Genomic DNA, 22,804 nt, shown 5'->3' on the forward strand with positions numbered 1-22,804 from the left:
CGTAGAGATACGAAGCAGTACGAAGGAAACGAGGTCGGATGATGCGTACGCGTCCGCTGAAGGTGGCGCTGCTGGGCTGTGGAGTGGTCGGCTCAGAGGTGGCGCGCATCATGACGACGCACGCCGACGACCTCGCCGCGCGCATCGGCGCCCCGGTCGAGCTCGCCGGCGTCGCGGTCCGCCGCCCCGACAAGGTCCGGGCCGGCATCCCCGCCGAGCTGATCACCACCGACGCCACCGCCCTGGTCAAACGGGGCGACATCGACGTCGTCGTCGAGGTCATCGGCGGTGTCGAGCCCGCCCGCACGCTGATCACCACCGCCTTCGAGCACGGCGCCTCCGTCGTCTCGGCCAACAAGGCACTCCTCGCCCAGGACGGCGCGAGCCTCTACGCCTCCGCCGAGGAGCACGGCGAGGACCTCTACTACGAGGCCGCCGTCGCCGGCGCCATCCCGCTGATCCGGCCGCTGCGCGAGTCCCTCGCCGGCGACAAGATCAACCGGGTCATGGGCATCGTCAACGGGACGACGAACTTCATCCTCGACAAGATGGACACCTCGGGCGCCGGGTACAGCGAGGCGCTCGACGAGGCCACCGCGCTCGGGTACGCGGAGGCCGATCCCACCGCCGACGTCGAGGGGTTCGACGCCGCCGCCAAGGCCGCCATCCTCGCCGGAATCGCCTTCCACACCCGCGTACGGCTCGACGACGTCTACCGCGAGGGCATGACCGAGGTCACCGCCGCCGACTTCGCCTCCGCCAAGCAGATGGGCTGCACCATCAAGCTGCTCGCGATCTGCGAGCGGGCCGCCGACGGCGAGTCCGTCACCGCGCGCGTGCACCCGGCGATGATCCCGCTGAGCCACCCGCTCGCCTCCGTCCGCGAGGCCTACAACGCGGTCTTCGTCGAGGCGGAGGCCGCCGGGCGGCTCATGTTCTACGGCCCCGGCGCCGGCGGCGCTCCGACCGCCTCGGCCGTCCTCGGCGACCTGGTCGCCGTGTGCCGCAACAAGCTCGACGGGGCCACCGGCCCCGGGGAGTCCGCGTACACCCAGCTGCCCGTGAGCCCCATGGGCGACGTGGTGACGCGGTACCACATCAGCCTCGACGTGGCCGACAAGCCGGGTGTCCTCGCCCAGGTCGCGACGGTCTTCGCCGAGCACGGCGTGTCGATCGACACCGTCCGTCAGCAGGGCAAGGACGGCGAGGCCTCCCTCGTCGTCGTCACCCACCGCGCCGCCGACGCCGCCCTCTCCGGGACGGTCGAGGCGCTGCGCAAGCTCGACACCGTGCGCGGTGTCGCCAGCATCATGCGTGTTGAAGGGGAGTAAGGACCCATGACCAGCAAGGGCACCCACCAGTGGCGCGGCATCATCGAGGAGTACCGGGACCGCCTTCCGGTCACGGACACGACGCCGGTCGTCACGCTCCGTGAGGGCGGTACGCCGCTCGTTCCCGCTCAGGTCCTCTCCGAGCGCACGGGCTGCGAGGTGCACCTCAAGGTCGAGGGCGCCAACCCCACCGGTTCCTTCAAGGACCGCGGCATGACCATGGCCATCTCGAAGGCCAAGGAGGAGGGCGCGCAGGCCGTCATCTGCGCCTCCACCGGCAACACCTCGGCGTCCGCGGCGGCTTACGCGGTACGCGCCGGCATGGTGTCCGCCGTCCTCGTGCCGCAGGGCAAGATCGCGCTCGGCAAGATGGGCCAGGCCCTCGTGCACGGCGCGAAGATCCTCCAGGTCGACGGCAACTTCGACGACTGCCTGGACCTCGCCCGCGCGCTCTCCGACAACTACCCGGTCGCGCTGGTCAATTCCGTCAACCCGGTCCGTATCGAGGGCCAGAAGACGGCCGCGTTCGAGATCGTGGACATGCTGGGCGACGCCCCCGACATCCACGTCCTGCCCGTGGGCAACGCCGGCAACATCACGGCGTACTGGAAGGGGTACCGGGAGTACGCCGCCGACGGTCTGGCGACGCACACCCCGCGCATGTGGGGCTTCCAGGCCTCCGGCTCCGCGCCGCTCGTGCGCGGCGAGGTCGTCAAGGACCCGTCGACCATCGCGACCGCGATCCGCATCGGCAACCCCGCCTCGTGGGACTACGCGATCGCCGCGCGGGACGAGTCGGGCGGCTTCATCGACGAGGTGACGGACCGTGAGATCCTGCGCGCCTACCGGCTGTTGGCCTCGCAGGAGGGCGTCTTCGTCGAGCCCGCCTCCGCCGCCTCCGTCGCCGGTCTGCTGAAGGCCGCCGAGCAGGGCAAGGTCGACCCGGGGCAGCGGATCGTCTGCACCGTCACCGGCAACGGCCTGAAGGACCCCGACTGGGCCGTCGCCGGCGCGCCCCAGCCGGTCACCGTCCCGGTCGACGCCGCCGCGGCCGCCGAGCGCCTCGGTCTGGCCTGATCCGACCCCCTCGCCCGGGGGTTCCGTTCGGGGTGAAACCCGATCAGGAACGTACATAGGCGCACAGGAAGGCTTGCGACACGCATCGTGCGCCTCCTGTGCGCCCTATGTCGCCACAGAACCTTCCTTCGATAGGCTGTACCGAACCCGCCCCGTTGCATATGCGCGGTGTCGTTGCCGTTGTCGCCCCCCGAGGCAGAAGCGGCCCCCGGGTTTCCGTGTACTTCTCTTGAAATCCCGTAGTCGCAAGTCAAGGAGAGTCATCGAGCGATGGCCGGTCCCGCGTTCCGCGCCGCCGCCGTACGGGTGCGCGTTCCCGCCACCAGCGCCAACCTCGGCCCGGGCTTCGACGCCTTCGGCCTGTCGCTGGGGCTCTACGACGACGTCGTCGTCCGGGTCGCCGACTCCGGACTGCACATCGACATCGCCGGTGAGGGCGCCGACACGCTCCCGCGCGACGAGAGCCACCTGCTCGTACGCTCCCTGCGTACCGCCTTCGACCTGCTCGGCGGGCAGCCGCGCGGCCTCGAGGTCGTCTGCGCCAACCGCATCCCGCACGGCCGCGGCCTCGGCTCCTCCTCCGCCGCCATCTGCGCCGGCATCGTCGCCGCCCGCGCCGTGACCATAGGCGGCGACAGCCGCCTCGACGAGGCGGCCCTGCTCGAACTCGCCACCGAGATCGAGGGGCACCCCGACAACGTCGCCGCCTGTCTGCTCGGCGGCTTCACGCTCGCCTGGACCGAGTCCGGTGCCGCGCGGGCGATCAGGATGGACCCCGCCGATTCCATCGTTCCGGTGGTTTTCGTCCCCGGGAAGCCCGTACTGACCGAGACCGCCCGCGGTCTGCTGCCGCGCACCGTCCCGCACGTCGACGCCGCGGCCAACGCCGGCCGTGCGGCGCTCCTCGTCGAGGCGCTCACCCGCCGCCCCGAGCTGCTGCTCTCGGCCACCGAGGACCGGCTGCACCAGGAGTACCGGGCCCCCGCGATGCCGGAGAGCATCGCCCTTGTGAACCGGCTGCGGGCGGACGGCGTCCCCGCGGTCATCTCCGGCGCGGGCCCCACGGTGCTCGCGCTGGCCGAACACGGGACGGCCGACAAGGTCGCCCGACTGGCGGGCGAGGGATGGGCCGCGAACCGGCTCGACCTCGATGTGTCCGGAGCGAGTGTTCTGCCGCTCGCGCCCTAGGGACACGTGATTGCCGGTGAGGGAGAGGGGGAATGTTTGTTGGAGCCGGTAGTGTTAACCTCAAGTCAGCACCCGGCGCCTTTGTGGCGCGGTGCTGAGTGTCCCCATCAGGGACCACCGATTCTTCCGGGAGCCTCCCCAACTGCCTGAGCAGCCTGCCTGAGCAGTTTCGAGCACGCTCCGGAACCGGCACGACACCCCTCGCTCTTCCCGTGTGAGGGCCGAGCTAGGGGACCTCGGGCCGGACCCAGCACGTTTTTTCTCTTCCGCCGTATCCCGGCGGGACCACCGCCCCGACACGGTCCACAAGCCAGGACCGTTGTCGGACAGCACAACCGGTCGCCGAGCCAGATGGCCGACGTCCGCTCCAGGGAAGGACCCTTCGTGAGCGACACCACCGATCTGATGGGCGTGACTGCCGACAACACGGTCGACACTTCCGCGCCCGCCGCAGGTGCTGCCACCTCTGGCACCACCGCACGGCGCCGCCGCTCCGGCACCGGCCTTGAGGGCATGGTCCTGGCCGAGCTGCAGCAGGTCGCGTCCGGCCTCGGCATCAGGGGCACCGCGCGGATGCGCAAGAGCCAGCTGATCGAGGTCATCAAGGAGGCGCAGGCCGGTGGCGGTTCCTCCGCCCCCGCCAAGGCCGCCGCCGACACGGCCGAGACCAAGCCGAAGCGCCGCGCCACCTCCAGGGCCCGTACGGCCGACACGGCCGCCGCCGAGACCGCCGCGCCCAAGGCCGAGAAGGCCGAGCAGGCCGTCGCCCAGCAGCAGATCGACATCCCGGGCCAGCCCGCCTCCGACGACCAGCCGGCCGGCGAGCGCCGCCGCCGTCGGGCCACCGCGCCCGCCGGCAGCCCGGAGGGCGAGGCCAGGGCCGAGTCGGCGCAGGCCGTCAAGACCGAGACCAAGGCCGACACCCGGACGGACTCCCGAACCGAGTCCCGTACGGACGCGTCCGCCGAGGCCAAGGCCGAGTCCGCCGTCGACACCGCGGAGGGCCGCGGCCGCCGTGACCGCGGCGAGCGTGGCGAGCGCGGCGACCGCCGTGAGCGCGGCGACCGTCAGCGCGACCGCCGTGACCGCGGCAAGGGCGAGGACCAGCAGGGCGGTGGCCAGGGCGGCCAGCGCCAGCAGCGTCAGGGCGGCCAGCAGGGTCAGCAGGGCGGCCCGCAGGACGACTTCGACGACGAGGGCGGCCGCCGTGGCCGTCGCGGCCGCTACCGCGACCGTCGTGGCCGTCGTGGCCGTGACGAGTTCGCGACCGGTGAGCCGCAGGTCTCCGACGACGACGTCCTGATCCCCGTCGCGGGCATCCTGGACATCCTCGACAACTACGCGTTCATCCGGACCTCCGGCTACCTGCCCGGCCCGAACGACGTGTACGTCTCCCTCGCCCAGGTCCGCAAGAACGGCCTGCGCAAGGGTGACCACGTCACCGGCGCCGTGCGTCAGCCGAAGGAGGGCGAGCGCCGCGAGAAGTTCAACGCGCTGGTGCGCCTGGACTCCTCGAACGGCATGGCCGCCGACTCCGGTCGTGGCCGCCCCGAGTTCAACAAGCTGACCCCGCTCTACCCGCAGGACCGGCTCCGTCTGGAGACCGACCCGGGCGTGCTGACCACGCGGATCATCGACCTGGTGTCGCCGATCGGCAAGGGCCAGCGAGGCCTGATCGTGGCCCCGCCGAAGACCGGCAAGACCATGATCATGCAGGCGATCGCCAACGCGATCACCCACAACAACCCCGAGTGCCACCTGATGGTCGTCCTGGTCGACGAGCGTCCGGAAGAGGTCACCGACATGCAGCGGTCGGTCAAGGGCGAGGTCATCTCCTCGACCTTCGACCGCCCGGCCGAGGACCACACCACGGTCGCCGAGCTGGCCATCGAGCGCGCCAAGCGTCTCGTGGAGCTGGGTCACGACGTGGTCGTCCTGCTCGACTCGATCACCCGCCTGGGCCGCGCGTACAACCTCGCCGCCCCGGCCTCCGGCCGTATCCTGTCCGGTGGTGTCGACTCGACCGCGCTCTACCCGCCGAAGCGCTTCTTCGGTGCCGCGCGCAACATCGAGGACGGCGGCTCGCTGACCATCCTGGCCACCGCGCTGGTCGACACCGGCTCGCGCATGGACGAGGTGATCTTCGAGGAGTTCAAGGGCACCGGCAACATGGAGCTCAAGCTCGACCGGAAGCTCGCCGACAAGCGCATCTTCCCGGCCGTCGACGTCGACGCCTCGGGTACGCGCAAGGAGGAGATCCTCCTCGGCAGCGACGAGCTCGCGATCACCTGGAAGCTGCGTCGCGTGCTGCACGCGCTCGACCAGCAGCAGGCGATCGAGCTGCTGCTCGACAAGCTCAAGCAGACGAAGTCGAACGCCGAGTTCCTGCTCCAGATCCAGAAGACGACCCCTGGAGCCGGCAACAACGACTGAGGCATGACCTCCGTCACACGGAGAGGGCCGGCCCCGCGGCCGTAACCTCTCCGTGACCTGCACGAACACCGCGCCCACCGTGCCTCGCACGGTGGGCGCGGTGCGTTGCGGCCCGTCGCTCTGCGAAACCTCACAGGTTCGGGTGCAACCCTTTCGGGTGCATCTCCGTCACAGAAGGTGAAACTAGGACCTGGGGTAGGAAATGACCGAGCAGAGCAAGAGTGGCCGAATACGGGGCAATGGCCGCCGCCGCAAGCAGCCCGCCAAGGGCCGCCGGGTGGTGACCGTCGCCGCGTGGACCGCCGCCGCGCTCGTCGTGGTCTGCGGCTCCGGACTCGGCTACGTCTACTTCAAGCTCGACGGCAACCTCCAGGGCGTCGACATCAACGCCCAGCTCGGCACCGACCGCCCCAAGAACGTCGACAACGGCTCGATGGACATCCTGGTCCTCGGCTCCGACTCCCGCTCCGGCGACAACGGCGCCTACGGCAAGGACGAGGGCGGCGCCCGCTCCGACACCGCGATGGTCGTCCACGTCTACGAGGGCCACAAGAAGGCCAGCGTCGTCTCCATCCCCCGCGACACCCTGATCGACCGCCCCGCGTGCGTCGACGAGCGGGGCACCCGCGTCCCCGCCGCCGAGCGGGCCATGTTCAACACCGCCTACGAGGTCGGCGGACCGGCCTGCGCCGTGAAGACCGTCGAGTCGATGTCCGGCATCCGCATGGACCACTACATCGAGGTCGACTTCACCGGCTTCAAGAAGCTCATCGACAAGCTCGGCGGCGTGGAGATCACCACCACCGAGGCCATCAAGGACACCAAGAGCCATCTGGACCTCGCCCCGGGCACGCACACCCTGAACGGCGAGCAGTCCCTGGGCCTCGTCCGTACCCGCAAGAGCGTCGGCGACGGCAGCGACCTCGGCCGCATCCAGCTCCAGCAGGCCTTCATGAAGGCCTTCATCGACCAGGTCAAGGACGTCGGCGTCCTGTCGAACCCGAAGAAGCTCCTCGACATCGCCGACACCGCCACCAAGGCCATCACCCCCGACTCCGAGCTCGACTCGGTCAACGAGCTGATGGGCTTCGCCCAGGGGCTCGCCGGGCTCGGCGCCGACGACGTCCACATGGTCACCATGCCGGTCGAGTACGACCCCGCCGACCCGAACCGCGTCGTCCCGCTGGAAGCCCAGGCCCGGCAGGTCTGGCAGGCGCTCAAGAGCGACAAGCCGATCCCCGCGTCGGCGACGAAGGACACCGCCACCGGCAAGGCCGAGGGCCTTGTCAGGTAGCCCGTCGGGCAGCCCGGAATAGTTTCAGCGGGGACCCGGTTTTGGGAGATACGGCCGGTCCTGGCAGACTGGTACGTCGGCCCCGGTTCACGCAGGTGCAATCCGCACGGCGACCCGGAGCCCTCCCGAAACTAGGAGACACCTTGAAGCGCGAGATCCACCCCGAGTACGTCGAGACCCAGGTCAGCTGCACCTGTGGCGCGTCGTTCACCACCCGTAGCACCCTGACCGAGGGCACCATCCGTGCCGAGGTCTGCTCCGAGTGCCACCCGTTCTACACGGGCAAGCAGAAGATCCTCGACACCGGCGGCCGCGTCGCCCGCTTCGAGGCCCGCTTCGGCAAGGCTGCGGCCAAGAAGTAGCACGTCACTGCGCCGGTCCTTGGTCGCTCCCGCAACGGAGCACCGGACCGGCGCTTTGCCGTCCCCGCAGTCCGTTCGTACGAAAACCAGGAGCCCCCGATGTTCGAGGCGGTCGAGGAACTGATCGGTGAGCAAGCCGATCTCGAGAAGAAGCTCGCTGACCCTTCGGTCCACGCGGACCAGGCCAACGCGCGCAAGCTGAACAAGCGTTACGCCGAGCTGACCCCGATCGTCGCCGTCTACCGTTCGTGGAAGCAGAACGGTGACGACATCGAGACCGCCCGCGAGCTGATGCACGACGACCCCGACTTCGCGGCCGAGGTCAAGGAGCTGGAGAAGCAGCGCGAGGAGCTGACCGACAAGCTGCGGCTGCTGCTCGTCCCGCGCGACCCCAGCGACGACAAGGACGTCATCCTGGAGATCAAGGCCGGCGCGGGCGGCGACGAGTCCGCCCTGTTCGCCGGCGACCTGCTCCGCATGTACCTGCGCTACGCCGAGCGCGTCGGCTGGAAGACCGAGATCATCGACTCCACCGAGTCCGAGCTCGGCGGCTACAAGGACGTCCAGGTCGCGGTCAAGACCAAGGGCGGCCAGGGCGCGACCGAGCCCGGTCAGGGCGTCTGGGCACGGCTGAAGTACGAGGGCGGGGTGCACCGCGTGCAGCGCGTGCCCGCCACCGAGTCGGCCGGCCGGATCCACACCTCCGCGGCCGGTGTCCTCGTGACCCCCGAGGCCGAGGAGATCGACGTCGAGATCCACGCCAACGACCTGCGCATCGACGTGTACCGCTCCTCCGGGCCCGGCGGCCAGTCCGTCAACACGACCGACTCCGCGGTCCGCATCACGCACCTGCCGACCGGCATCGTCGCCTCCTGCCAGAACGAGAAGAGCCAGCTCCAGAACAAGGAGCAGGCCATGCGCATCCTGCGGTCCCGGCTGCTCGCCGCCGCCCAGGAGGAGGCCGAGTCCAAGGCCGCCGACGCCCGTCGCAGCCAGGTCCGCACCGTCGACCGGTCCGAGAAGATCCGGACGTACAACTTCCCGGAAAACCGGATCTCGGACCACCGCGTCGGCTTCAAGGCGTACAACTTGGACCAGGTGCTCGACGGCGACCTGGACACCATGATCCAGGCCTGCGTCGACGCCGACTCGGCCGCCAAGCTCGCCGCGGCGTAAGTTCCCCGTAGCCCCACCCCGTACCACGGAGGACCAGCGTGAACCTGCTGCTTGCCGAGGTGGCCCAGGCCACCCAGCGGCTGGCCGACGCCGGCGTTCCCTCGCCGCGTTTCGACGCGGAGGAGCTCGCCGCGTTCGTGCACGGCGTCAAGCGGGGGGAGCTGCACAACGTCAAGGACGCGGACTTCGACGCCCGCTACTGGGAGGCCGTCGCGCGCCGCGAGGCGCGCGAGCCGCTCCAGCACATCACCGGGCGGGCGTTCTTCCGCTATCTGGAGCTCCAGGTCGGGCCCGGCGTCTTCGTGCCCCGGCCCGAGACGGAGTCCGTGGTCGGCTGGGCCATAGACGCGGTACGGGCCATGGACGTCGTCGAGCCGCTGATCGTGGACCTGTGCACCGGCTCGGGCGCCATCGCGCTCGCCATGGCGCAGGAGGTGCCGCGCTCGCGGGTGCACGCGGTGGAGCTCTCCGACGACGCGCTGGTGTGGACCCGTAAGAACGCGGAGGGCTCGCGGGTCACCGTCCACCAGGGCGATGCGCTGACCGCGCTCCCCGAGCTCGACGGCCAGGTCGACCTGGTCATCTCCAACCCGCCGTACATCCCGCTCACCGAGTGGGAGTACGTCGCACCCGAGGCCCGCGACCACGACCCGGAGATGGCGCTCTTCTCCGGCGAGGACGGCCTCGACACGATCCGCGGCATCGAGCGCACCGCGCACCGGCTGCTGCGCCCCGGCGGCCTCGTCGTGATCGAGCACGCGGACACCCAGGGCGGCCAGGTGCCGTGGATCTTCAACGAGGAGGCCGGCTGGTCCGACGCCGCCGACCACCCGGACCTGAACAAGCGCCCGCGCTTCGCGACCGCCCGCAAGGCGATGCCGTGATCCGCGCCGCTGCTGCTGCCCTGACCAACCCTGTGTACGAGGAGGCCCGCTGATGGCTCGGCGATACGACTGCAACGAGGCGACCGACCGTGTGACCGGTCTGCGCGAGGCCGCGTCCGCCGTGCGCCGCGGCGAGCTGGTCGTGCTGCCCACCGACACCGTCTACGGCATCGGTGCGGACGCCTTCAGCTCCGAGGCGGTCGCGGACCTGCTCGACGCCAAGGGCCGGGGCCGCAACATGCCCACGCCCGTCCTCATCGGCTCCCCGAACACCCTGCACGGGCTCGTCACGGACTTCTCCGAGCAGGCCTGGGAGCTCGTCGACGCGTTCTGGCCGGGCGCGCTCACGCTGGTCGCCAAGCACCAGCCCTCGCTCCAGTGGGACCTCGGCGACACCCGGGGCACGGTGGCGATCCGGATGCCGCTGCACCCGGTCGCGATCGAGCTGCTGACCGAGGTCGGCCCGATGGCGGTCTCCTCCGCGAACCTCACCGGCCACCCCTCGCCGGAGGACTGCGACGCGGCCCAGGGCATGCTCGGGGACTCCGTCTCCGTGTACCTCGACGGCGGCCCGACCCCCGGCATCGTGCCGTCCTCGATCGTGGACGTCACGGGCAAGGTGCCGGTCCTGCTGCGCCAGGGCGCGCTCTCCGCCGAGGAGCTCCGGAAGGTCGTACCCGACCTCGAGGTGGCCAATTGACCGCCCCTGAGGGGCGTGGCATAGCGGGGCACGAGAGCAGTACCTTCCGCATCCTCCACGTCAGCACCGGCAACGTCTGCCGCTCGCCCATCACCGAGCGGCTGACCCGCCATGCCCTGAGCGACCGCCTGGGCGACCCCCGGAGCGGCGGCCTGATCGTGGAGAGCGCGGGCACCTGGGGGCACGAGGGCGCCCCGATGGAGGCCAACGCGGAGCTGGTCCTCGCCGACTTCGGCGCGGACTACAGCGGCTTCGTCGGCCGCGAGCTCCTCGACGAGCACGTCATCCGCGCGGACCTGGTCCTGACGGCGACCCGCGACCACCGGGCGCAGGTCATCTCGATGGGCCACTCGGCGGGCCTGCGCACCTTCACCCTGAAGGAGTTCACCCGGCTCGTGAGGGCCATAGACCCCGCGACGCTGCCGGACCCGCTGGGCGAGGGCATGGTCGAGCGCGCGCGTGCCCTGGTCCGCGCCGCGGCGGCTCTACGCGGGTGGCTCCTGGCCCCGAACGCGGAGGCCGACGAGGTCAACGACCCGTACGGCGCCCCGATCACGTTCTTCCGCTCGATCGGCGAGGAGATCAACACCGCGCTCGACCCGGTGGTGACGGCACTGACCGGGGTTCAGGCGCGCCGTTGACGTGCCGATGTGGCCTGCCCACGTCCGTCGGCCGGAGGCCGGCGCAGCGGCCCGAAGCCTGGGAGGCCCCCCAGGGCCGAGCAGTGCGAGGGGCGCGTCGGGGAATGGGACTCGACACCGCGCTCGACCCCGTGGTGACGGCACTGACCGGGGTTCAGGCCCGGCGTTGAGGCCGTGGGCCCGGGGGGTACCGCCAGTCGGCTCAGGGTGTCGGTGAACATCAGGCAAACCGCTTCCCGCGCGCCTACATTGGAGCTGAAGGCCCGCCCCTCGCGCCGGGAGCCACCATGCCGGTCACCGCTCCACCCGAATCGGAACTCGACGTCCTGCGCCGACAGGACCCGCAGATCGCCGACGTGCTGCTCGGCGAGGCGCGCCGGCAGAGCGACAGCCTGCAGCTGATCGCCGCCGAGAACTTCACCTCGCCCGCCGTCCTGGCCGCCCTCGGCTCCCCGCTCGCCAACAAGTACGCCGAGGGCTACCCCGGCGCCCGCCACCACGGCGGCTGCGAGTACGCCGACGCCGCCGAGCGGATCGCCGTGGAGCGGGCCACCGCGCTCTTCGGAGCCGAGCACGCGAACGTCCAGGCCCATTCGGGCTCCTCGGCGGTCCTGGCCGCGTACGCGGCGCTCCTGAGGCCCGGAGACACCGTTCTGGCCATGGGTCTCGCCCACGGGGGCCACCTCACCCACGGGTCGCCCGCGAACTTCTCCGGCCGCTGGTTCGACTTCGTGCCGTACGGCGTCGACGCCGAGACCGGGCTCGTCGACTACGAACAGGTCGCCGCCCTCGCCCGGCACCACCGCCCCAAGGCGATCGTCTGCGGCTCGATCTCCTACCCGCGCCACCTCGACTACGCGATCTTCCGTTCCATCGCCGACGAGGCCGGCGCCTATCTGATCGCCGACGCCGCGCACCCCATCGGCCTCGTCGCCGGGGGAGCGGCCCCGAACCCCGTCCCGTACGCCGATGTCGTCTGCGCCACCACGCACAAGGTGCTGCGGGGCCCGCGCGGCGGGCTGATCCTGTGCGGCGCCGAGCTCGCGGACCGCGTCGACCGGGCCGTCTTCCCGTTCACCCAGGGCGGCGCCCAGATGCACACCATCGCCGCCAAGGCCGTCGCCTTCGGCGAGGCGGCGACACCGGACTTCGCCTCGTACGCCCATCGGGTGGTCACGCACGCCCGGATCCTCGCCGAGGCGCTCGACGCGGAGGGCTTCGCGATCACCACGGGCGGCACCGACACCCACCTGATCACGGCCGACCCGGCTCCGCTCGGTGTCGACGGCCGCACCGCGCGGACCCGGCTCGCGGCGGCCGGGATGGTCCTGGACACCTGCGCCCTGCCGTACGGGGACGGGCGCGGGATCCGGCTCGGCACCGCCGCCGTCACCACCCAGGGGATGGGTCCCGCGGAGATGGCCCGGATCGCCGCGCTGTTCACGATCGCGCTACGGGACGACCCGGAGGAGAGCGCCCGGGTACGCGTGGAAGTGCGTGATCTGGCCGGTCGATTTCCCCCGTACGGCCCCTGAAGAATCCGGACCGCAACCATCCGGGGCGCCCGTATGTCCTCAAGCACATGGACAGCACGGCTAGGGTGTGGGGCTGAGATGGCCAGCGATTCCTGTGGGGCAGCCCGTGCGTGATTACCTGCTGACGCTCTGTGTCACGGCCGCGGTGACCTATCTGCTGACCGGTCCGGTGCGGAAGTTCGCCATCGCGACCGGGGCGATGCCGGAGATCCGTGCCCGCGACGTACACCGAGAACCGACTCCGCGGCTCGGTGGCATCGCCATGTTCTTCGGCCTGTGCACGGGTCTGCTGGTCGCGGACCATCTGCAGAACCTCAACAGCGTCTTCGAGCTCTCCAACGAGCCCCGCGCGCTGCTCTCCGGTGCCGCGCTGATCTGGCTGATCGGTGTCCTGGACGACAAGTTCGAGCTGGACGCGCTGATCAAGCTGGGCGCGCAGATGATCTCGGCCGGTGTGATGGTGATCCAGGGTCTGACGATCCTGTGGCTGCCCATCCCCGGTGTCGGGGTGGTGGCGCTCACCAAGGGCCAGGGCACGCTGCTGACGGTGGCGCTCGTCGTCCTCACGATCAACGCGGTCAACTTCGTCGACGGCCTGGACGGCCTGGCCGCCGGCATGGTCTGCATCGCGGCCGCCGCCTTCTTCCTGTACGCGTACCGGCTCTGGTACGGCTACGGCATCGAGGCCGCGTCCCCCGCGACGCTGTTCGCCGCCATCCTCATGGGCATGTGCCTGGGGTTCCTGCCACACAACATGCATCCGGCCAGGATCTTCATGGGCGACTCGGGCTCGATGCTGATCGGCCTGATCCTGGCCGCCTCGGCGATCTCGATCACCGGCCAGGTCGACGCGGACGTGCTGCAGATCTTCGAGGGCTCGACCCGTGAGGCCACCCACGCCGCCCTGCCGGTCTTCATCCCGCTGCTGCTGCCGCTGACGATCATCGCGATCCCGATGGCGGACCTGGTCCTGGCGATCGTGCGCCGTACCTGGAACGGCCAGTCGCCGTTCGCGGCGGACCGCGGGCACCTGCACCACCGGCTCCTGGAGATCGGGCACTCGCACAGCCGGGCCGTCCTGATCATGTACTTCTGGTCCGCGCTGATCGCCTTCGGGACGCTGGCGTACTCGGTGCACTCGACGTCCATGTGGATCGTGCTCGTGGTGGTGGTGCTCAGCGCGATCGGCCTGGTGCTGCTCCTGCTGCCGCGCTTCACGCCGCGGGCCCCGAGGTGGGCGGAGTCCTTCGTGCCGCCGCGCTACCGGCGCCGTAAGCGTCCGGTCGTGGAACTTCCTGTGACGGAATCGGTGGCTCCGGCCGCCGAGTCCGAGGAGGAGCCCGCGGAGGAGCGCGTTCCGGTGCCGGCCGGAGTCAACGGAGCCACCGCCATCGGCCATCGTTCGCGCTTCACCGACCGGCGAAAGGCCGGAACGCCGAGTTGACGAAGGTCGCATCGGCGGGCATTACCAGACAAGTCGCCCCCGCGTCGCGCACACACGCGCACAGTCACACTCATGTGTGAGAGTCAGCACACTTCACGGGTAAAGAACTACTCAAATAGTTTGTGATACCGTTCACGAGACCCGGCGACAGAGCCGAAGGACCGTAGTGCGACGGTCCGTTGGCCCCGAGACACACCTCGGACCGGGCTTACGCTCGTCCCTGACGACACCATCGCCCCCACCAGCAACAAGCGGAGACACCGCCATGCCGTCCAACGACGCACGCATCCTTCTGTCCGCCGCCATTCCCGCTGCGGCCACCGGCGCCATCGCCGCGGTCATCAGCGGCGTGGTCGCCGGCGGCAAGGGCGCGCTCGGCGCCGTCATCGGCTGCGCCCTCGTCCTCGCTTTCATGGGGATCGGGCTCGTGGTGCTCCAGCGGACGGCGAAGTCGTACCCGCACCTGTTCCAGGCCATGGGGCTGTTGCTCTACACGACCCAGATCCTGTTCCTCTTCCTCTTGATCGTGCTGTTCAAGAAGACGACGTTCTTCGATTTCAAGACGTTCGCCTTCACCCTGCTCGCGGTGACCATCGTCTGGATCGCCGCGCAGGCGCGCGCGTACGCGAAGGCCAAGATCATGTACATCGACGACCCCAAGAAGCCGGGGTCTTCGACGTGAGGGGTAGGGCCGGGATAAAGGCGCGTTCGGCTTCCTGCTATCGTCCGGTGCCAACTGCGGCACTGCGGGCGCGGGCATCCGAGCTGACGCCTGTCCCAGCGCGAGGCTCGACGCCGAACCGCCGCCCCCTTATCCGTAAGACCAGTCCAGTGCCGACCCGCGGCTGCGTGCCGCGCCGACACAACGAGGTTGCCGTACCTATGCGCCACGCTGAAGGAGCCCGCGGTGAGTGCTGACCAGACGCTTGCCTTCGACCCGGATTGCCACATCTTCAGTGGATGCGGCTTCCCGGCGCCGGGCCTGCACACGTTCATGTACGAGCCCATCGCCACGGTGGGCGGCATCGAGATCACCAAGCCGATGCTGCTCGCCGTCCTCGGCTCCATCGTGGTCGTCGGGTTCTTCTGGGCCGCCTTCAACAAGCCCAAGCTGATTCCCGGCAAGATGCAGATGGTCGGCGAGGCCGGTTACGACTTCGTCCGCCGCGGCATCGTCTACGAGATCATCGGCAAGAAGGACGGCGAGAAGTACGTCCCCTTCATGGTGTCGCTGTTCTTCTTCGTCTGGATCATGAACCTCTGGTCGATCATTCCGCTCGCCCAGTTCCCGGTCACCTCGCTGATCGCCTTCCCGGCCGGTCTCGCGCTGATCGTCTACGTCATGTGGATCTCGCTGACCTTCAAGAAGCACGGCTTCGTCGGCGGCTGGAAGAACATCGTCGGTTACGACAAGTCCCTCGGCGCGATCCTCCCGATGGTCGTCGTCCTCGAGTTCTTCTCGAACCTCATCATCCGGCCCTTCACGCACGCGGTCCGACTGTTCGCGAACATGTTCGCCGGTCACCTGCTGATCGTGATGTTCTCGCTGGCCACCTGGTACCTGATGAACGGGATCGGCTTCGTCTACGCCGGCGCCTCGTTCGTCATGGTCCTCGTGATGACGGCCTTCGAGCTCTTCATCCAGGCCGTCCAGGCGTACGTCTTCGTCCTCCTGGCCTGCAGCTACATCCAGGGCGCGCTCGCCGAGCACCACTGAGCCACTCCCGCCCAGGGATCCAGCTAGACCCCCAATCCATCAGTCGTCCGGTGGCCAACCCCCATCGGGTCATTGAACAGAGAAGGAAGTAACGGCATGTCCGCTGCTCTCGACATGATCAACCTTGCCGCCGAAGGTGGCAGCGCCAAGACCAACGTCGTCGGCAACGTCGCCTCGATCGGCTACGGCCTCGCCGCGATCGGCCCCGGCGTCGGCGTCGGCATCATCTTCGGTAACGGTACGCAGGCCCTCGCCCGCCAGCCCGAGGCCGCCGGTCTGATCCGCACCAACCAGATCATGGGTTTCGCCTTCTGTGAGGCGCTCGCCCTCATCGGCATCGTCATGGGCTTCGTCTACCAGTAAGCCGGACCGACAGCCCACACCTTTTTACGGAAGGCACTGATGTGAACGCTCTGCTTCTTGCGGCGGAGGAGCCCCAGCCTCCTCTTCTCCCGCATCTTGACGAGCTCGTCATCGGCCTGATCGCCTTCGTCATCGTCTTCGGCTTCCTCGCCAAGAAGCTCCTCCCGAACATCAACAAGGTTCTGGACGAGCGTCGGGCGGCCATCGAAGGTGGCATCGAGAAGGCCGACGCGGCCCAGGTCGAGGCCCAGAGTGTGCTGGAGCAGTACAAGGCCCAGCTCGCCGAGGCCCGCCACGAGGCCGCGCGTCTTCGCCAGGAGGCGACGGAGCAGGGCACCGCGATCATCCAGGAGATGAAGGCGGAAGGCCAGCGCCAGCGCGAGGAGATCATCGCGGCCGGTCACACGCAGATCGAGGCCGACCGCAAGGCCGCGGCGACCTCGCTGCGCCAGGACGTGGGCAAGCTCGCCACCGACCTGGCCGGCAAGCTGGTCGGTGAGTCCCTCGAGGACCACGCCCGCCAGAGCCGCACGATCGACCGCTTCCTCGACGAGCTCGAGGAGAAGGCCGAGGCCGTCCGATGAACGGAGCGAGCCGTGAAGCACTGGCCGCCGCACGTGAGTCCCTCGACGCGCTGACCGACAACACCTCGGTCGACGCGACGAAGCTCGCGGGCGAGCTGGCCTCCGTCACCGCGCTGCTCGACCGCGAGGTCTCGCTGCGTCGGGTCCTGACCGACCCGGCGCAGGCGGGCGAGGCCAAGGCCGAGCTCGCGCAGCGTCTGCTCGGCGGACAGGTGGGCGGCGAGACCGTCGACCTGATCTCGGGCATGGTGCGGTCCCGCTGGTCCCAGTCGCGTGACCTGGTCGACTCGGTCGAGGAGCTGGCGAACATCGCCGACCTCACCGCGGCGCAGCAGGCCGGCGCCCTGGACGACGTCGAGGACGAGCTGTTCCGGTTCGGCCGGATCGTCTCCTCCAGCACCGGGCTCCGCTCGGCGCTGACGGACAAGGCCGCCACGGCGTCCGCCAAGAGCGAGCTGCTGCGCGGCCTGCTCGGCGGCAAGGCCAACGCGGTCACCGAGCGACTGATCATCCGTCTCGTCACCCAGCCCCGGGGACGTAGCCTGGAATCGGGACTGGAGTCCCTGTCCAAGCTCGCCGCGGCGCGCCGGGACCGGATGGTCGCGGTCGTCACGTCGGCGGTGCCGCTGTCCGACCAGCAGAAGCAGCGCCTCGGTGGCGTACTGGCCAAGCTGTACGGCCGCCAGATGCACCTGAACCTGGACGTGGACCCCTCGGTCCTCGGCGGGATCTCGGTGCAGGTCGGCGACGAGGTCATCAACGGGACCATCGCGGAGCGCCTCGACGAGGCGACGCGTCGACTGGCCGGCTGACGACAGCGCCCACCACCACACAAGCATGATCAGCGGCCCGGTTGGGCCGTGCACATTGCAGAAGATTCCTGGGGGTCGGCCCCCAGACCCCCAAGAAAACTTCGGGCCCAACAAGGAGAGCAGGGAACCCAGATGGCGGAGCTCACGATCCGGCCGGAGGAGATCCGGGACGCGCTGGAGAACTTCGTCCAGTCGTACCAGCCGGACGCGGCCTCGCGCGAGGAGGTCGGAACGGTCAGCCTGGCCGGCGACGGCATCGCCAAGGTGGAGGGTCTTCCCTCGGCCATGGCGAACGAGCTGCTGAAGTTCGAGGACGGCACCCTCGGTCTCGCCCTCAACCTCGAGGAGCGCGAGATCGGTGCGATCGTCCTCGGCGAGTTCAGCGGCATCGAGGAGGGCCAGCCGGTGCAGCGCACCGGTGAGGTTCTCTCGGTCGGTGTCGGCGAGGGCTACCTCGGCCGCGTTGTCGACCCGCTCGGCAACCCGATCGACGGCCTCGGCGAGATCGCGACGGAGGGCCGCCGCGCCCTCGAGCTGCAGGCGCCCGGCGTCATGCAGCGCAAGTCGGTCCACGAGCCGATGGAGACCGGCTACAAGGCCGTCGACGCCATGACCCCGGTCGGCCGCGGCCAGCGTCAGCTGATCATCGGCGACCGTCAGACCGGCAAGACCGCGCTGTGCGTCGACACGATCATCAACCAGCGTGACAACTGGCGCTCGGGCGACGTGAACAAGCAGGTCCGCTGCATCTACGTCGCCGTCGGCCAGAAGGGCTCCACCATCGCGTCCGTGCGCGGCGCGCTGGAGGAGGCCGGTGCGCTCGAGTACACGACGATCGTCGCCGCCCCGGCGTCCGACCCGGCCGGCTTCAAGTACCTGGCGCCGTACACCGGCTCCGCCATCGGTCAGCACTGGATGTACCAGGGCAAGCACGTCCTGATCGTCTTCGACGACCTGTCGAAGCAGGCCGACGCCTACCGCGCCGTGTCCCTGCTGCTGCGCCGCCCGCCGGGCCGTGAGGCCTACCCGGGTGACGTCTTCTACCTGCACTCCCGCCTCCTCGAGCGCTGCGCGAAGCTCTCGGACGAGATGGGCGCGGGCTCGATGACCGGTCTGCCGATCGTCGAGACGAAGGCCAACGACGTCTCGGCGTTCATCCCGACCAACGTCATCTCCATCACCGACGGCCAGTGCTTCCTGGAGTCCGACCTGTTCAACGCCGGCCAGCGTCCGGCCCTGAACGTCGGTATCTCGGTCTCCCGTGTCGGTGGCTCCGCCCAGCACAAGGCGATGAAGCAGATCTCCGGTCGCCTCCGTGTCGACCTGGCCCAGTTCCGTGAGCTCGAGGCGTTCGCCGCCTTCGGTTCCGACCTGGACGCCGCGTCGAAGGCGCAGCTGGAGCGTGGTCAGCGCATGGTCGAGCTGCTCAAGCAGGCTCAGTACCAGCCGATGCCCACGGAGAACCAGGTCGTCTCGGTCTGGGCCGGCACCACCGGCAAGATGGACGACGTCCCGGTGGCCGACATCCGTCGCTTCGAGGCCGAGATGCTGGCGTACCTCCGCCAGAGCCACTCGGGTCTCATGACCTCCATCCGTGAGGGCGGCAAGATGTCGGACGACACCCTGCAGTCCGTCGCCGACGCCATCGCGGAGTTCAAGAAGCAGTTCGAGACCTCTGACGGGAAGCTGCTGGGCGACGACGCTTCCGCTGCCGTCAACGTCTCGAAGTGACGACGGAAGGGACCTGACTCATGGGAGCGCAGCTCCGGGTCTACAAGCGTCGCATCAAATCCGTCACCGCGACGAAGAAGATCACCAAGGCGATGGAGATGATCGCCGCCTCGCGCGTCGTCAAGGCGCAGCGCAAGGTGCAGGCGTCGACCCCGTACGCGACCGAGCTGACCCGCGCGGTCACCGCGGTCGCCACGGGTGCGAACGACAAGCACTCGCTGACCACCGAGGTGGAGAACCCGACCCGCGCCGCGGTCCTGCTCCTGTCGAGCGACCGCGGTCTGGCCGGCGCCTTCAACTCCAACGCCATCAAGGCGGCGGAAGCGCTCACGAGGAAGCTGGAGAGCGAGGGACGCGAGGTCGACATCTACGTCGTCGGCCGTCGTGGCATCGCGCACTACAACTTCCGTGAGCGCAAGCTGGCCGACTCGTGGACCGGCTTCACGGACCAGCCGGAGTACGCGGACGCCAAGAAGATCGCGGCTCCGCTGATCGAGGCGATCGAGAAGGACACGGCCGACGGTGGTGTGGACGAGCTCCACATCGTCTACACCGAGTTCGTCTCGATGATGACGCAGACGGCGGTCGAGGCCCGGCTGCTGCCCCTCAGCCTCGACGAGGTGGCGAAGGAGGCGGGCGAGCAGGAGACGCTCCGTCCGCTGTACGACTTCGAGCCGTCGGCGGAGGACGTCCTCGACGCCCTGCTGCCGCGCTACGTCGAGAGCCGTATCTACAACGCGCTGCTCCAGTCGGCTGCCTCCAAGCACGCCGCCACGCGCCGTGCGATGAAGTCGGCGACCGACAACGCGGGAGACTTGATCAACAACCTCTCCCGACTTGCCAACGCGGCCCGCCAGGCCGAAATCACCCAGGAAATCAGCGAGATCGTCGGTGGCACCGCAGCCCTGGCCGACGCGACCGCGGGGAGTGACAAGTAATGACGACCACTGTTGAGACGGCCGCCGCCACGGGCCGCGTCGCCCGGGTCATCGGCCCGGTCGTCGACGTGGAGTTCCCCGTCGACGCGATGCCGGAGATCTACAACGCGCTGAACGTCGAGGTTCCGGACCCGGCCGAGGAGGGCGCGACCAAGACGCTGACCCTCGAGGTCGCCCAGCACCTCGGTGACGGCCTCGTCCGCACCATCTCCATGCAGCCCACCGACGGTCTGGTCCGCCAGGCCCCGGTGGTCGACACCGGGGACGGCATCACGGTGCCGGTCGGCGATGTCACCAAGGGCCGCGTGTTCAACACGCTCGGTCAGGTGCTGAACGCCGAGGCCTCCACGGTGGCCGACGCCCCGCGCTGGGCGATCCACCGCAAGGCCCCCGCGTTCGACCAGCTCGAGTCGAAGACCGAGATGTTCGAGACCGGCCTGAAGGTCGTCGACCTTCTCACCCCGTACGTCAAGGGTGGAAAGATCGGTCTGTTCGGTGGCGCCGGTGTCGGCAAGACCGTTCTGATCCAGGAAATGATCGTCCGTGTGGCCAAGCTGCACGACGGTGTGTCGGTCTTCGCGGGCGTCGGTGAGCGCACCCGTGAGGGCAACGACCTCATGGTGGAGATGGAGGAGGCCGGCGTTCTGGACAAGACCGCGCTGGTCTTCGGCCAGATGGACGAGCCGCCGGGCACGCGTCTGCGCGTCGCCCTGGCCGGTCTGACCATGGCGGAGTACTTCCGCGATGTGCAGAAGCAGGACGTGCTGTTCTTCATCGACAACATCTTCCGCTTCACCCAGGCCGGTTCCGAGGTCTCCACGCTGCTCGGCCGCATGCCCTCCGCGGTGGGTTACCAGCCGAACCTGGCCGACGAGATGGGTCTCCTCCAGGAGCGCATCACGTCGACCCGTGGTCACTCGATCACCTCGATGCAGGCGATCTACGTCCCCGCGGACGACCTGACCGACCCGGCCCCGGCCACCACCTTCGCCCACCTCGACGCGACGACGGTTCTCTCCCGTCCGATCTCCGAGAAGGGCATCTACCCGGCCGTGGACCCGCTGGACTCCACGTCCCGGATCCTGGACCCGCGCTACATCGCGCAGGACCACTACGACGCCGCCACGCGCGTCAAGGGAATCCTGCAGAAGTACAAGGACCTCCAGGACATCATCGCGATCCTCGGTATCGACGAGCTGAGCGAGGAGGACAAGCTCGTTGTCCACCGCGCCCGCCGTGTCGAGCGCTTCCTGTCCCAGAACACCCACGCGGCGAAGCAGTTCACCGGTGTGGACGGTTCGGACGTTCCGCTCGACGAGTCGATCGCCGCGTTCAACGCGATCTGCGACGGTGAGTACGACCACTTCCCCGAGCAGGCCTTCTTCATGTGTGGTGGTCTCGAGGACCTCAAGAAGAACGCCAAGGAGCTCGGCGTCTCCTGAGCCCCGTGCTCTCGTGAGGGGGGCGGGCCTGTCCCGCCCCCCTCATCACGCCCATTAGAATTGACCCCAACACCCGGCACGACCGCCGGGTGGTGACCCGAGGAGCCACCCTTGGCTGCTGAGCTGCACGTCGAGCTGGTCGCCGCGGACCGGAGTGTCTGGTCCGGCGAGGCCACCTTGGTCATCGCGCGTACCACCTCCGGCGACATCGGCGTCATGCCCGGCCACCAGCCGCTGCTCGGTGTGCTGGAGTCGGGCCCGGTGACCATCCGTACCAGTGAGGGCGCGACCGTCGTCGCCGCCGTCCACGGTGGATTCATCTCGTTCGCCGACGACAAGCTTTCTCTGCTCGCGGAGATCGCCGAGCTGGCGGACGAGATCGACGCCCAGCGCGCCGAGCGTGCGCTGGAGCGCGCCAAGGCGGATTCGGACGCCGGCGCCGAGCGCCGCGCCGATGTCCGGTTGCGCGCGGTAGCGGTTCGCTAGCGGACCGCGCCGAGAGTTGTGCCCTCAGCCGCGGCACGGCTGGAATTTTCCAGACCGTGTCGCGGCTGAGGCGATGCAGATGCAGGTCGTATTCGGTTACGCCGGCAAGGCCGGTCACGGGACGCAGCGAGGAGGTCGGTGAAGATGTTCCTCGCTCTGCTCCTGAGCGGCCTGGTCGTCGCACTGGTGGTGATCGGGCTCTTCGTCTTCGGCTTGCGGCGCAGGCTGATCCAGCGCGCCGGCGGCACCTTCGACTGCTCCCTGCGCTGGAACGTGCCCGAGGAGCCGGACCCGTCCGGCAAGGGCTGGGTGTACGGCGTCGCCCGCTACAGCGGTGACGAGATCGCCTGGTTCCGGGTCTTCTCGTACGCTCCCCGCCCCCGCCGCGTCCTGGAGCGCTCGGCCATCGAGGTCCTGGAGCGCCGGATGCCCGAGGGCGAGGAGGAGCTGGCGCTGCTCTCCGACGCCGTGATCCAGGGCTGTATGCACCGGGGGGTCCGCCTGGAGCTGGCGATGAGCGAGGACGCTCTCACCGGCTTTCTCGCATGGCTGGAGGCGGCGCCTCCTGGCCAGAGGGTGAATGTGGCCTGACGGCATACGAACGACGGCGGGGACGGTGTGCTGCACCGTCCCCGCCGCTGTTTCTTCTCCGGCCTGCTCAGATCG

General features: G+C 69.4%; 22 protein-coding genes. All 22 read left to right on the forward strand.

Annotated features, from left to right (window positions below):
* The first annotated feature begins 38 nt into the window (after positions 1–38).
* The 22 genes from AB0E14_RS20025 (at position 39) to AB0E14_RS20130 (ending at position 22,729) form a co-directional block, all read left to right on the forward strand.
* Complete coding sequence (locus AB0E14_RS20025) at positions 39–1,331, forward strand: homoserine dehydrogenase (RefSeq protein ID WP_362419388.1); 1,293 nt, start codon at positions 39–41, stop codon at positions 1,329–1,331.
* 6 nt (positions 1,332–1,337) lie between these two features.
* Positions 1,338–2,408, forward strand: a complete 1,071-nt coding sequence (gene thrC / locus AB0E14_RS20030; protein ID WP_361672536.1) for a threonine synthase — start codon at positions 1,338–1,340, stop codon at positions 2,406–2,408.
* A gap of 270 nt (positions 2,409–2,678) precedes the next feature.
* The gene (gene thrB, locus AB0E14_RS20035) at positions 2,679–3,596 is read left to right on the forward strand and encodes a homoserine kinase (RefSeq protein ID WP_362419392.1); all 918 of its coding nucleotides are present in this window, start codon (positions 2,679–2,681) and stop codon (positions 3,594–3,596) included.
* Positions 3,597–3,980: 384 nt separating this feature from the next.
* On the forward strand, positions 3,981–6,029 hold the full coding sequence (rho, locus tag AB0E14_RS20040) for a transcription termination factor Rho (protein ID WP_362419395.1): 2,049 nt from the start codon (positions 3,981–3,983) through the stop codon (positions 6,027–6,029).
* A gap of 202 nt (positions 6,030–6,231) precedes the next feature.
* A complete protein-coding gene (locus AB0E14_RS20045) occupies positions 6,232–7,323 on the forward strand; it encodes an LCP family protein (RefSeq protein WP_362419398.1) in 1,092 nt (363 codons plus the stop codon).
* 143 nt (positions 7,324–7,466) lie between these two features.
* Positions 7,467–7,685, forward strand: a complete 219-nt coding sequence (gene rpmE, locus AB0E14_RS20050; RefSeq protein WP_046909139.1) for a 50S ribosomal protein L31 — start codon at positions 7,467–7,469, stop codon at positions 7,683–7,685.
* A 99-nt stretch (positions 7,686–7,784) separates the two neighbouring features.
* A complete protein-coding gene (prfA, locus tag AB0E14_RS20055) occupies positions 7,785–8,861 on the forward strand; it encodes a peptide chain release factor 1 (RefSeq protein ID WP_362419402.1) in 1,077 nt (358 codons plus the stop codon).
* 38 nt (positions 8,862–8,899) lie between these two features.
* Complete coding sequence (gene prmC / locus AB0E14_RS20060; protein WP_362003821.1) at positions 8,900–9,745, forward strand: peptide chain release factor N(5)-glutamine methyltransferase; 846 nt, start codon at positions 8,900–8,902, stop codon at positions 9,743–9,745.
* A gap of 52 nt (positions 9,746–9,797) precedes the next feature.
* On the forward strand, positions 9,798–10,445 hold the full coding sequence (locus AB0E14_RS20065; protein WP_362419406.1) for an L-threonylcarbamoyladenylate synthase: 648 nt from the start codon (positions 9,798–9,800) through the stop codon (positions 10,443–10,445).
* Positions 10,442–11,086: a protein-tyrosine-phosphatase gene (locus AB0E14_RS20070; RefSeq protein WP_362419409.1), complete on the forward strand. Its 645-nt coding sequence runs from the start codon at positions 10,442–10,444 to the stop codon at positions 11,084–11,086. Before AB0E14_RS20065 ends, AB0E14_RS20070 begins: the two co-directional genes overlap by 4 nt.
* A 287-nt stretch (positions 11,087–11,373) precedes the next feature.
* A complete protein-coding gene (glyA, locus tag AB0E14_RS20075) occupies positions 11,374–12,621 on the forward strand; it encodes a serine hydroxymethyltransferase (RefSeq protein ID WP_362419412.1) in 1,248 nt (415 codons plus the stop codon).
* Positions 12,622–12,727: 106 nt separating this feature from the next.
* Positions 12,728–14,065, forward strand: coding sequence for an MraY family glycosyltransferase (locus tag AB0E14_RS20080; protein WP_362419415.1), 1,338 nt, complete (start codon positions 12,728–12,730; stop codon positions 14,063–14,065).
* Between the two features lie 265 nt (positions 14,066–14,330).
* On the forward strand, positions 14,331–14,747 hold the full coding sequence (locus tag AB0E14_RS20085) for a hypothetical protein (RefSeq protein WP_362419418.1): 417 nt from the start codon (positions 14,331–14,333) through the stop codon (positions 14,745–14,747).
* A gap of 225 nt (positions 14,748–14,972) precedes the next feature.
* Complete coding sequence (gene atpB, locus AB0E14_RS20090) at positions 14,973–15,782, forward strand: F0F1 ATP synthase subunit A (protein WP_362419421.1); 810 nt, start codon at positions 14,973–14,975, stop codon at positions 15,780–15,782.
* A gap of 96 nt (positions 15,783–15,878) precedes the next feature.
* On the forward strand, positions 15,879–16,145 hold the full coding sequence (gene atpE / locus AB0E14_RS20095; protein ID WP_024761915.1) for an ATP synthase F0 subunit C: 267 nt from the start codon (positions 15,879–15,881) through the stop codon (positions 16,143–16,145).
* A gap of 41 nt (positions 16,146–16,186) precedes the next feature.
* Complete coding sequence (locus tag AB0E14_RS20100) at positions 16,187–16,729, forward strand: F0F1 ATP synthase subunit B (protein WP_362419425.1); 543 nt, start codon at positions 16,187–16,189, stop codon at positions 16,727–16,729.
* Positions 16,726–17,541, forward strand: coding sequence for a F0F1 ATP synthase subunit delta (locus tag AB0E14_RS20105; protein WP_362419428.1), 816 nt, complete (start codon positions 16,726–16,728; stop codon positions 17,539–17,541). The genes AB0E14_RS20100 and AB0E14_RS20105 overlap by 4 nt, the downstream gene beginning before the upstream one ends.
* A gap of 132 nt (positions 17,542–17,673) precedes the next feature.
* The gene (atpA, locus tag AB0E14_RS20110; RefSeq protein ID WP_362419431.1) at positions 17,674–19,272 is read left to right on the forward strand and encodes a F0F1 ATP synthase subunit alpha; all 1,599 of its coding nucleotides are present in this window, start codon (positions 17,674–17,676) and stop codon (positions 19,270–19,272) included.
* A 20-nt stretch (positions 19,273–19,292) separates the two neighbouring features.
* Complete coding sequence (locus tag AB0E14_RS20115; protein ID WP_362419434.1) at positions 19,293–20,210, forward strand: F0F1 ATP synthase subunit gamma; 918 nt, start codon at positions 19,293–19,295, stop codon at positions 20,208–20,210.
* Entirely contained in the window at positions 20,210–21,652 is a 1,443-nt protein-coding gene (gene atpD / locus AB0E14_RS20120; protein ID WP_362358263.1) for a F0F1 ATP synthase subunit beta, read from the forward strand. The genes AB0E14_RS20115 and atpD overlap by 1 nt, the downstream gene beginning before the upstream one ends.
* A 111-nt stretch (positions 21,653–21,763) precedes the next feature.
* Positions 21,764–22,138: a F0F1 ATP synthase subunit epsilon gene (locus AB0E14_RS20125; protein WP_362419437.1), complete on the forward strand. Its 375-nt coding sequence runs from the start codon at positions 21,764–21,766 to the stop codon at positions 22,136–22,138.
* A gap of 144 nt (positions 22,139–22,282) precedes the next feature.
* Positions 22,283–22,729 carry a DUF2550 domain-containing protein gene (locus tag AB0E14_RS20130; RefSeq protein WP_362003797.1) on the forward strand — a complete coding sequence of 149 codons (447 nt, stop codon included), beginning with the start codon at positions 22,283–22,285 and terminating at the stop codon, positions 22,727–22,729.
* Positions 22,730–22,804 lie beyond the last annotated feature (75 nt).

The organism is Streptomyces sp. NPDC047981 (genome assembly GCF_040653315.1).
Lineage (GTDB): Bacteria > Actinomycetota > Actinomycetes > Streptomycetales > Streptomycetaceae > Streptomyces.

Coding starts and splice junctions, on each gene's coding strand:
- AB0E14_RS20085 (WP_362419418.1), top strand. CDS start 14,331: ATGCCGTCCAACGACGCACGCATCCTTCTGTCCGCCGCCATTCCCGCT.
- AB0E14_RS20115 (WP_362419434.1), top strand. CDS start 19,293: ATGGGAGCGCAGCTCCGGGTCTACAAGCGTCGCATCAAATCCGTCACC.
- atpE (WP_024761915.1), top strand. CDS start 15,879: ATGTCCGCTGCTCTCGACATGATCAACCTTGCCGCCGAAGGTGGCAGC.
- glyA (WP_362419412.1), top strand. CDS start 11,374: ATGCCGGTCACCGCTCCACCCGAATCGGAACTCGACGTCCTGCGCCGA.
- AB0E14_RS20105 (WP_362419428.1), top strand. CDS start 16,726: ATGAACGGAGCGAGCCGTGAAGCACTGGCCGCCGCACGTGAGTCCCTC.
- atpD (WP_362358263.1), top strand. CDS start 20,210: ATGACGACCACTGTTGAGACGGCCGCCGCCACGGGCCGCGTCGCCCGG.
- AB0E14_RS20065 (WP_362419406.1), top strand. CDS start 9,798: ATGGCTCGGCGATACGACTGCAACGAGGCGACCGACCGTGTGACCGGT.
- thrC (WP_361672536.1), top strand. CDS start 1,338: ATGACCAGCAAGGGCACCCACCAGTGGCGCGGCATCATCGAGGAGTAC.
- thrB (WP_362419392.1), top strand. CDS start 2,679: ATGGCCGGTCCCGCGTTCCGCGCCGCCGCCGTACGGGTGCGCGTTCCC.
- AB0E14_RS20045 (WP_362419398.1), top strand. CDS start 6,232: ATGACCGAGCAGAGCAAGAGTGGCCGAATACGGGGCAATGGCCGCCGC.
- AB0E14_RS20025 (WP_362419388.1), top strand. CDS start 39: ATGATGCGTACGCGTCCGCTGAAGGTGGCGCTGCTGGGCTGTGGAGTG.
- prfA (WP_362419402.1), top strand. CDS start 7,785: ATGTTCGAGGCGGTCGAGGAACTGATCGGTGAGCAAGCCGATCTCGAG.
- AB0E14_RS20130 (WP_362003797.1), top strand. CDS start 22,283: ATGTTCCTCGCTCTGCTCCTGAGCGGCCTGGTCGTCGCACTGGTGGTG.
- atpA (WP_362419431.1), top strand. CDS start 17,674: ATGGCGGAGCTCACGATCCGGCCGGAGGAGATCCGGGACGCGCTGGAG.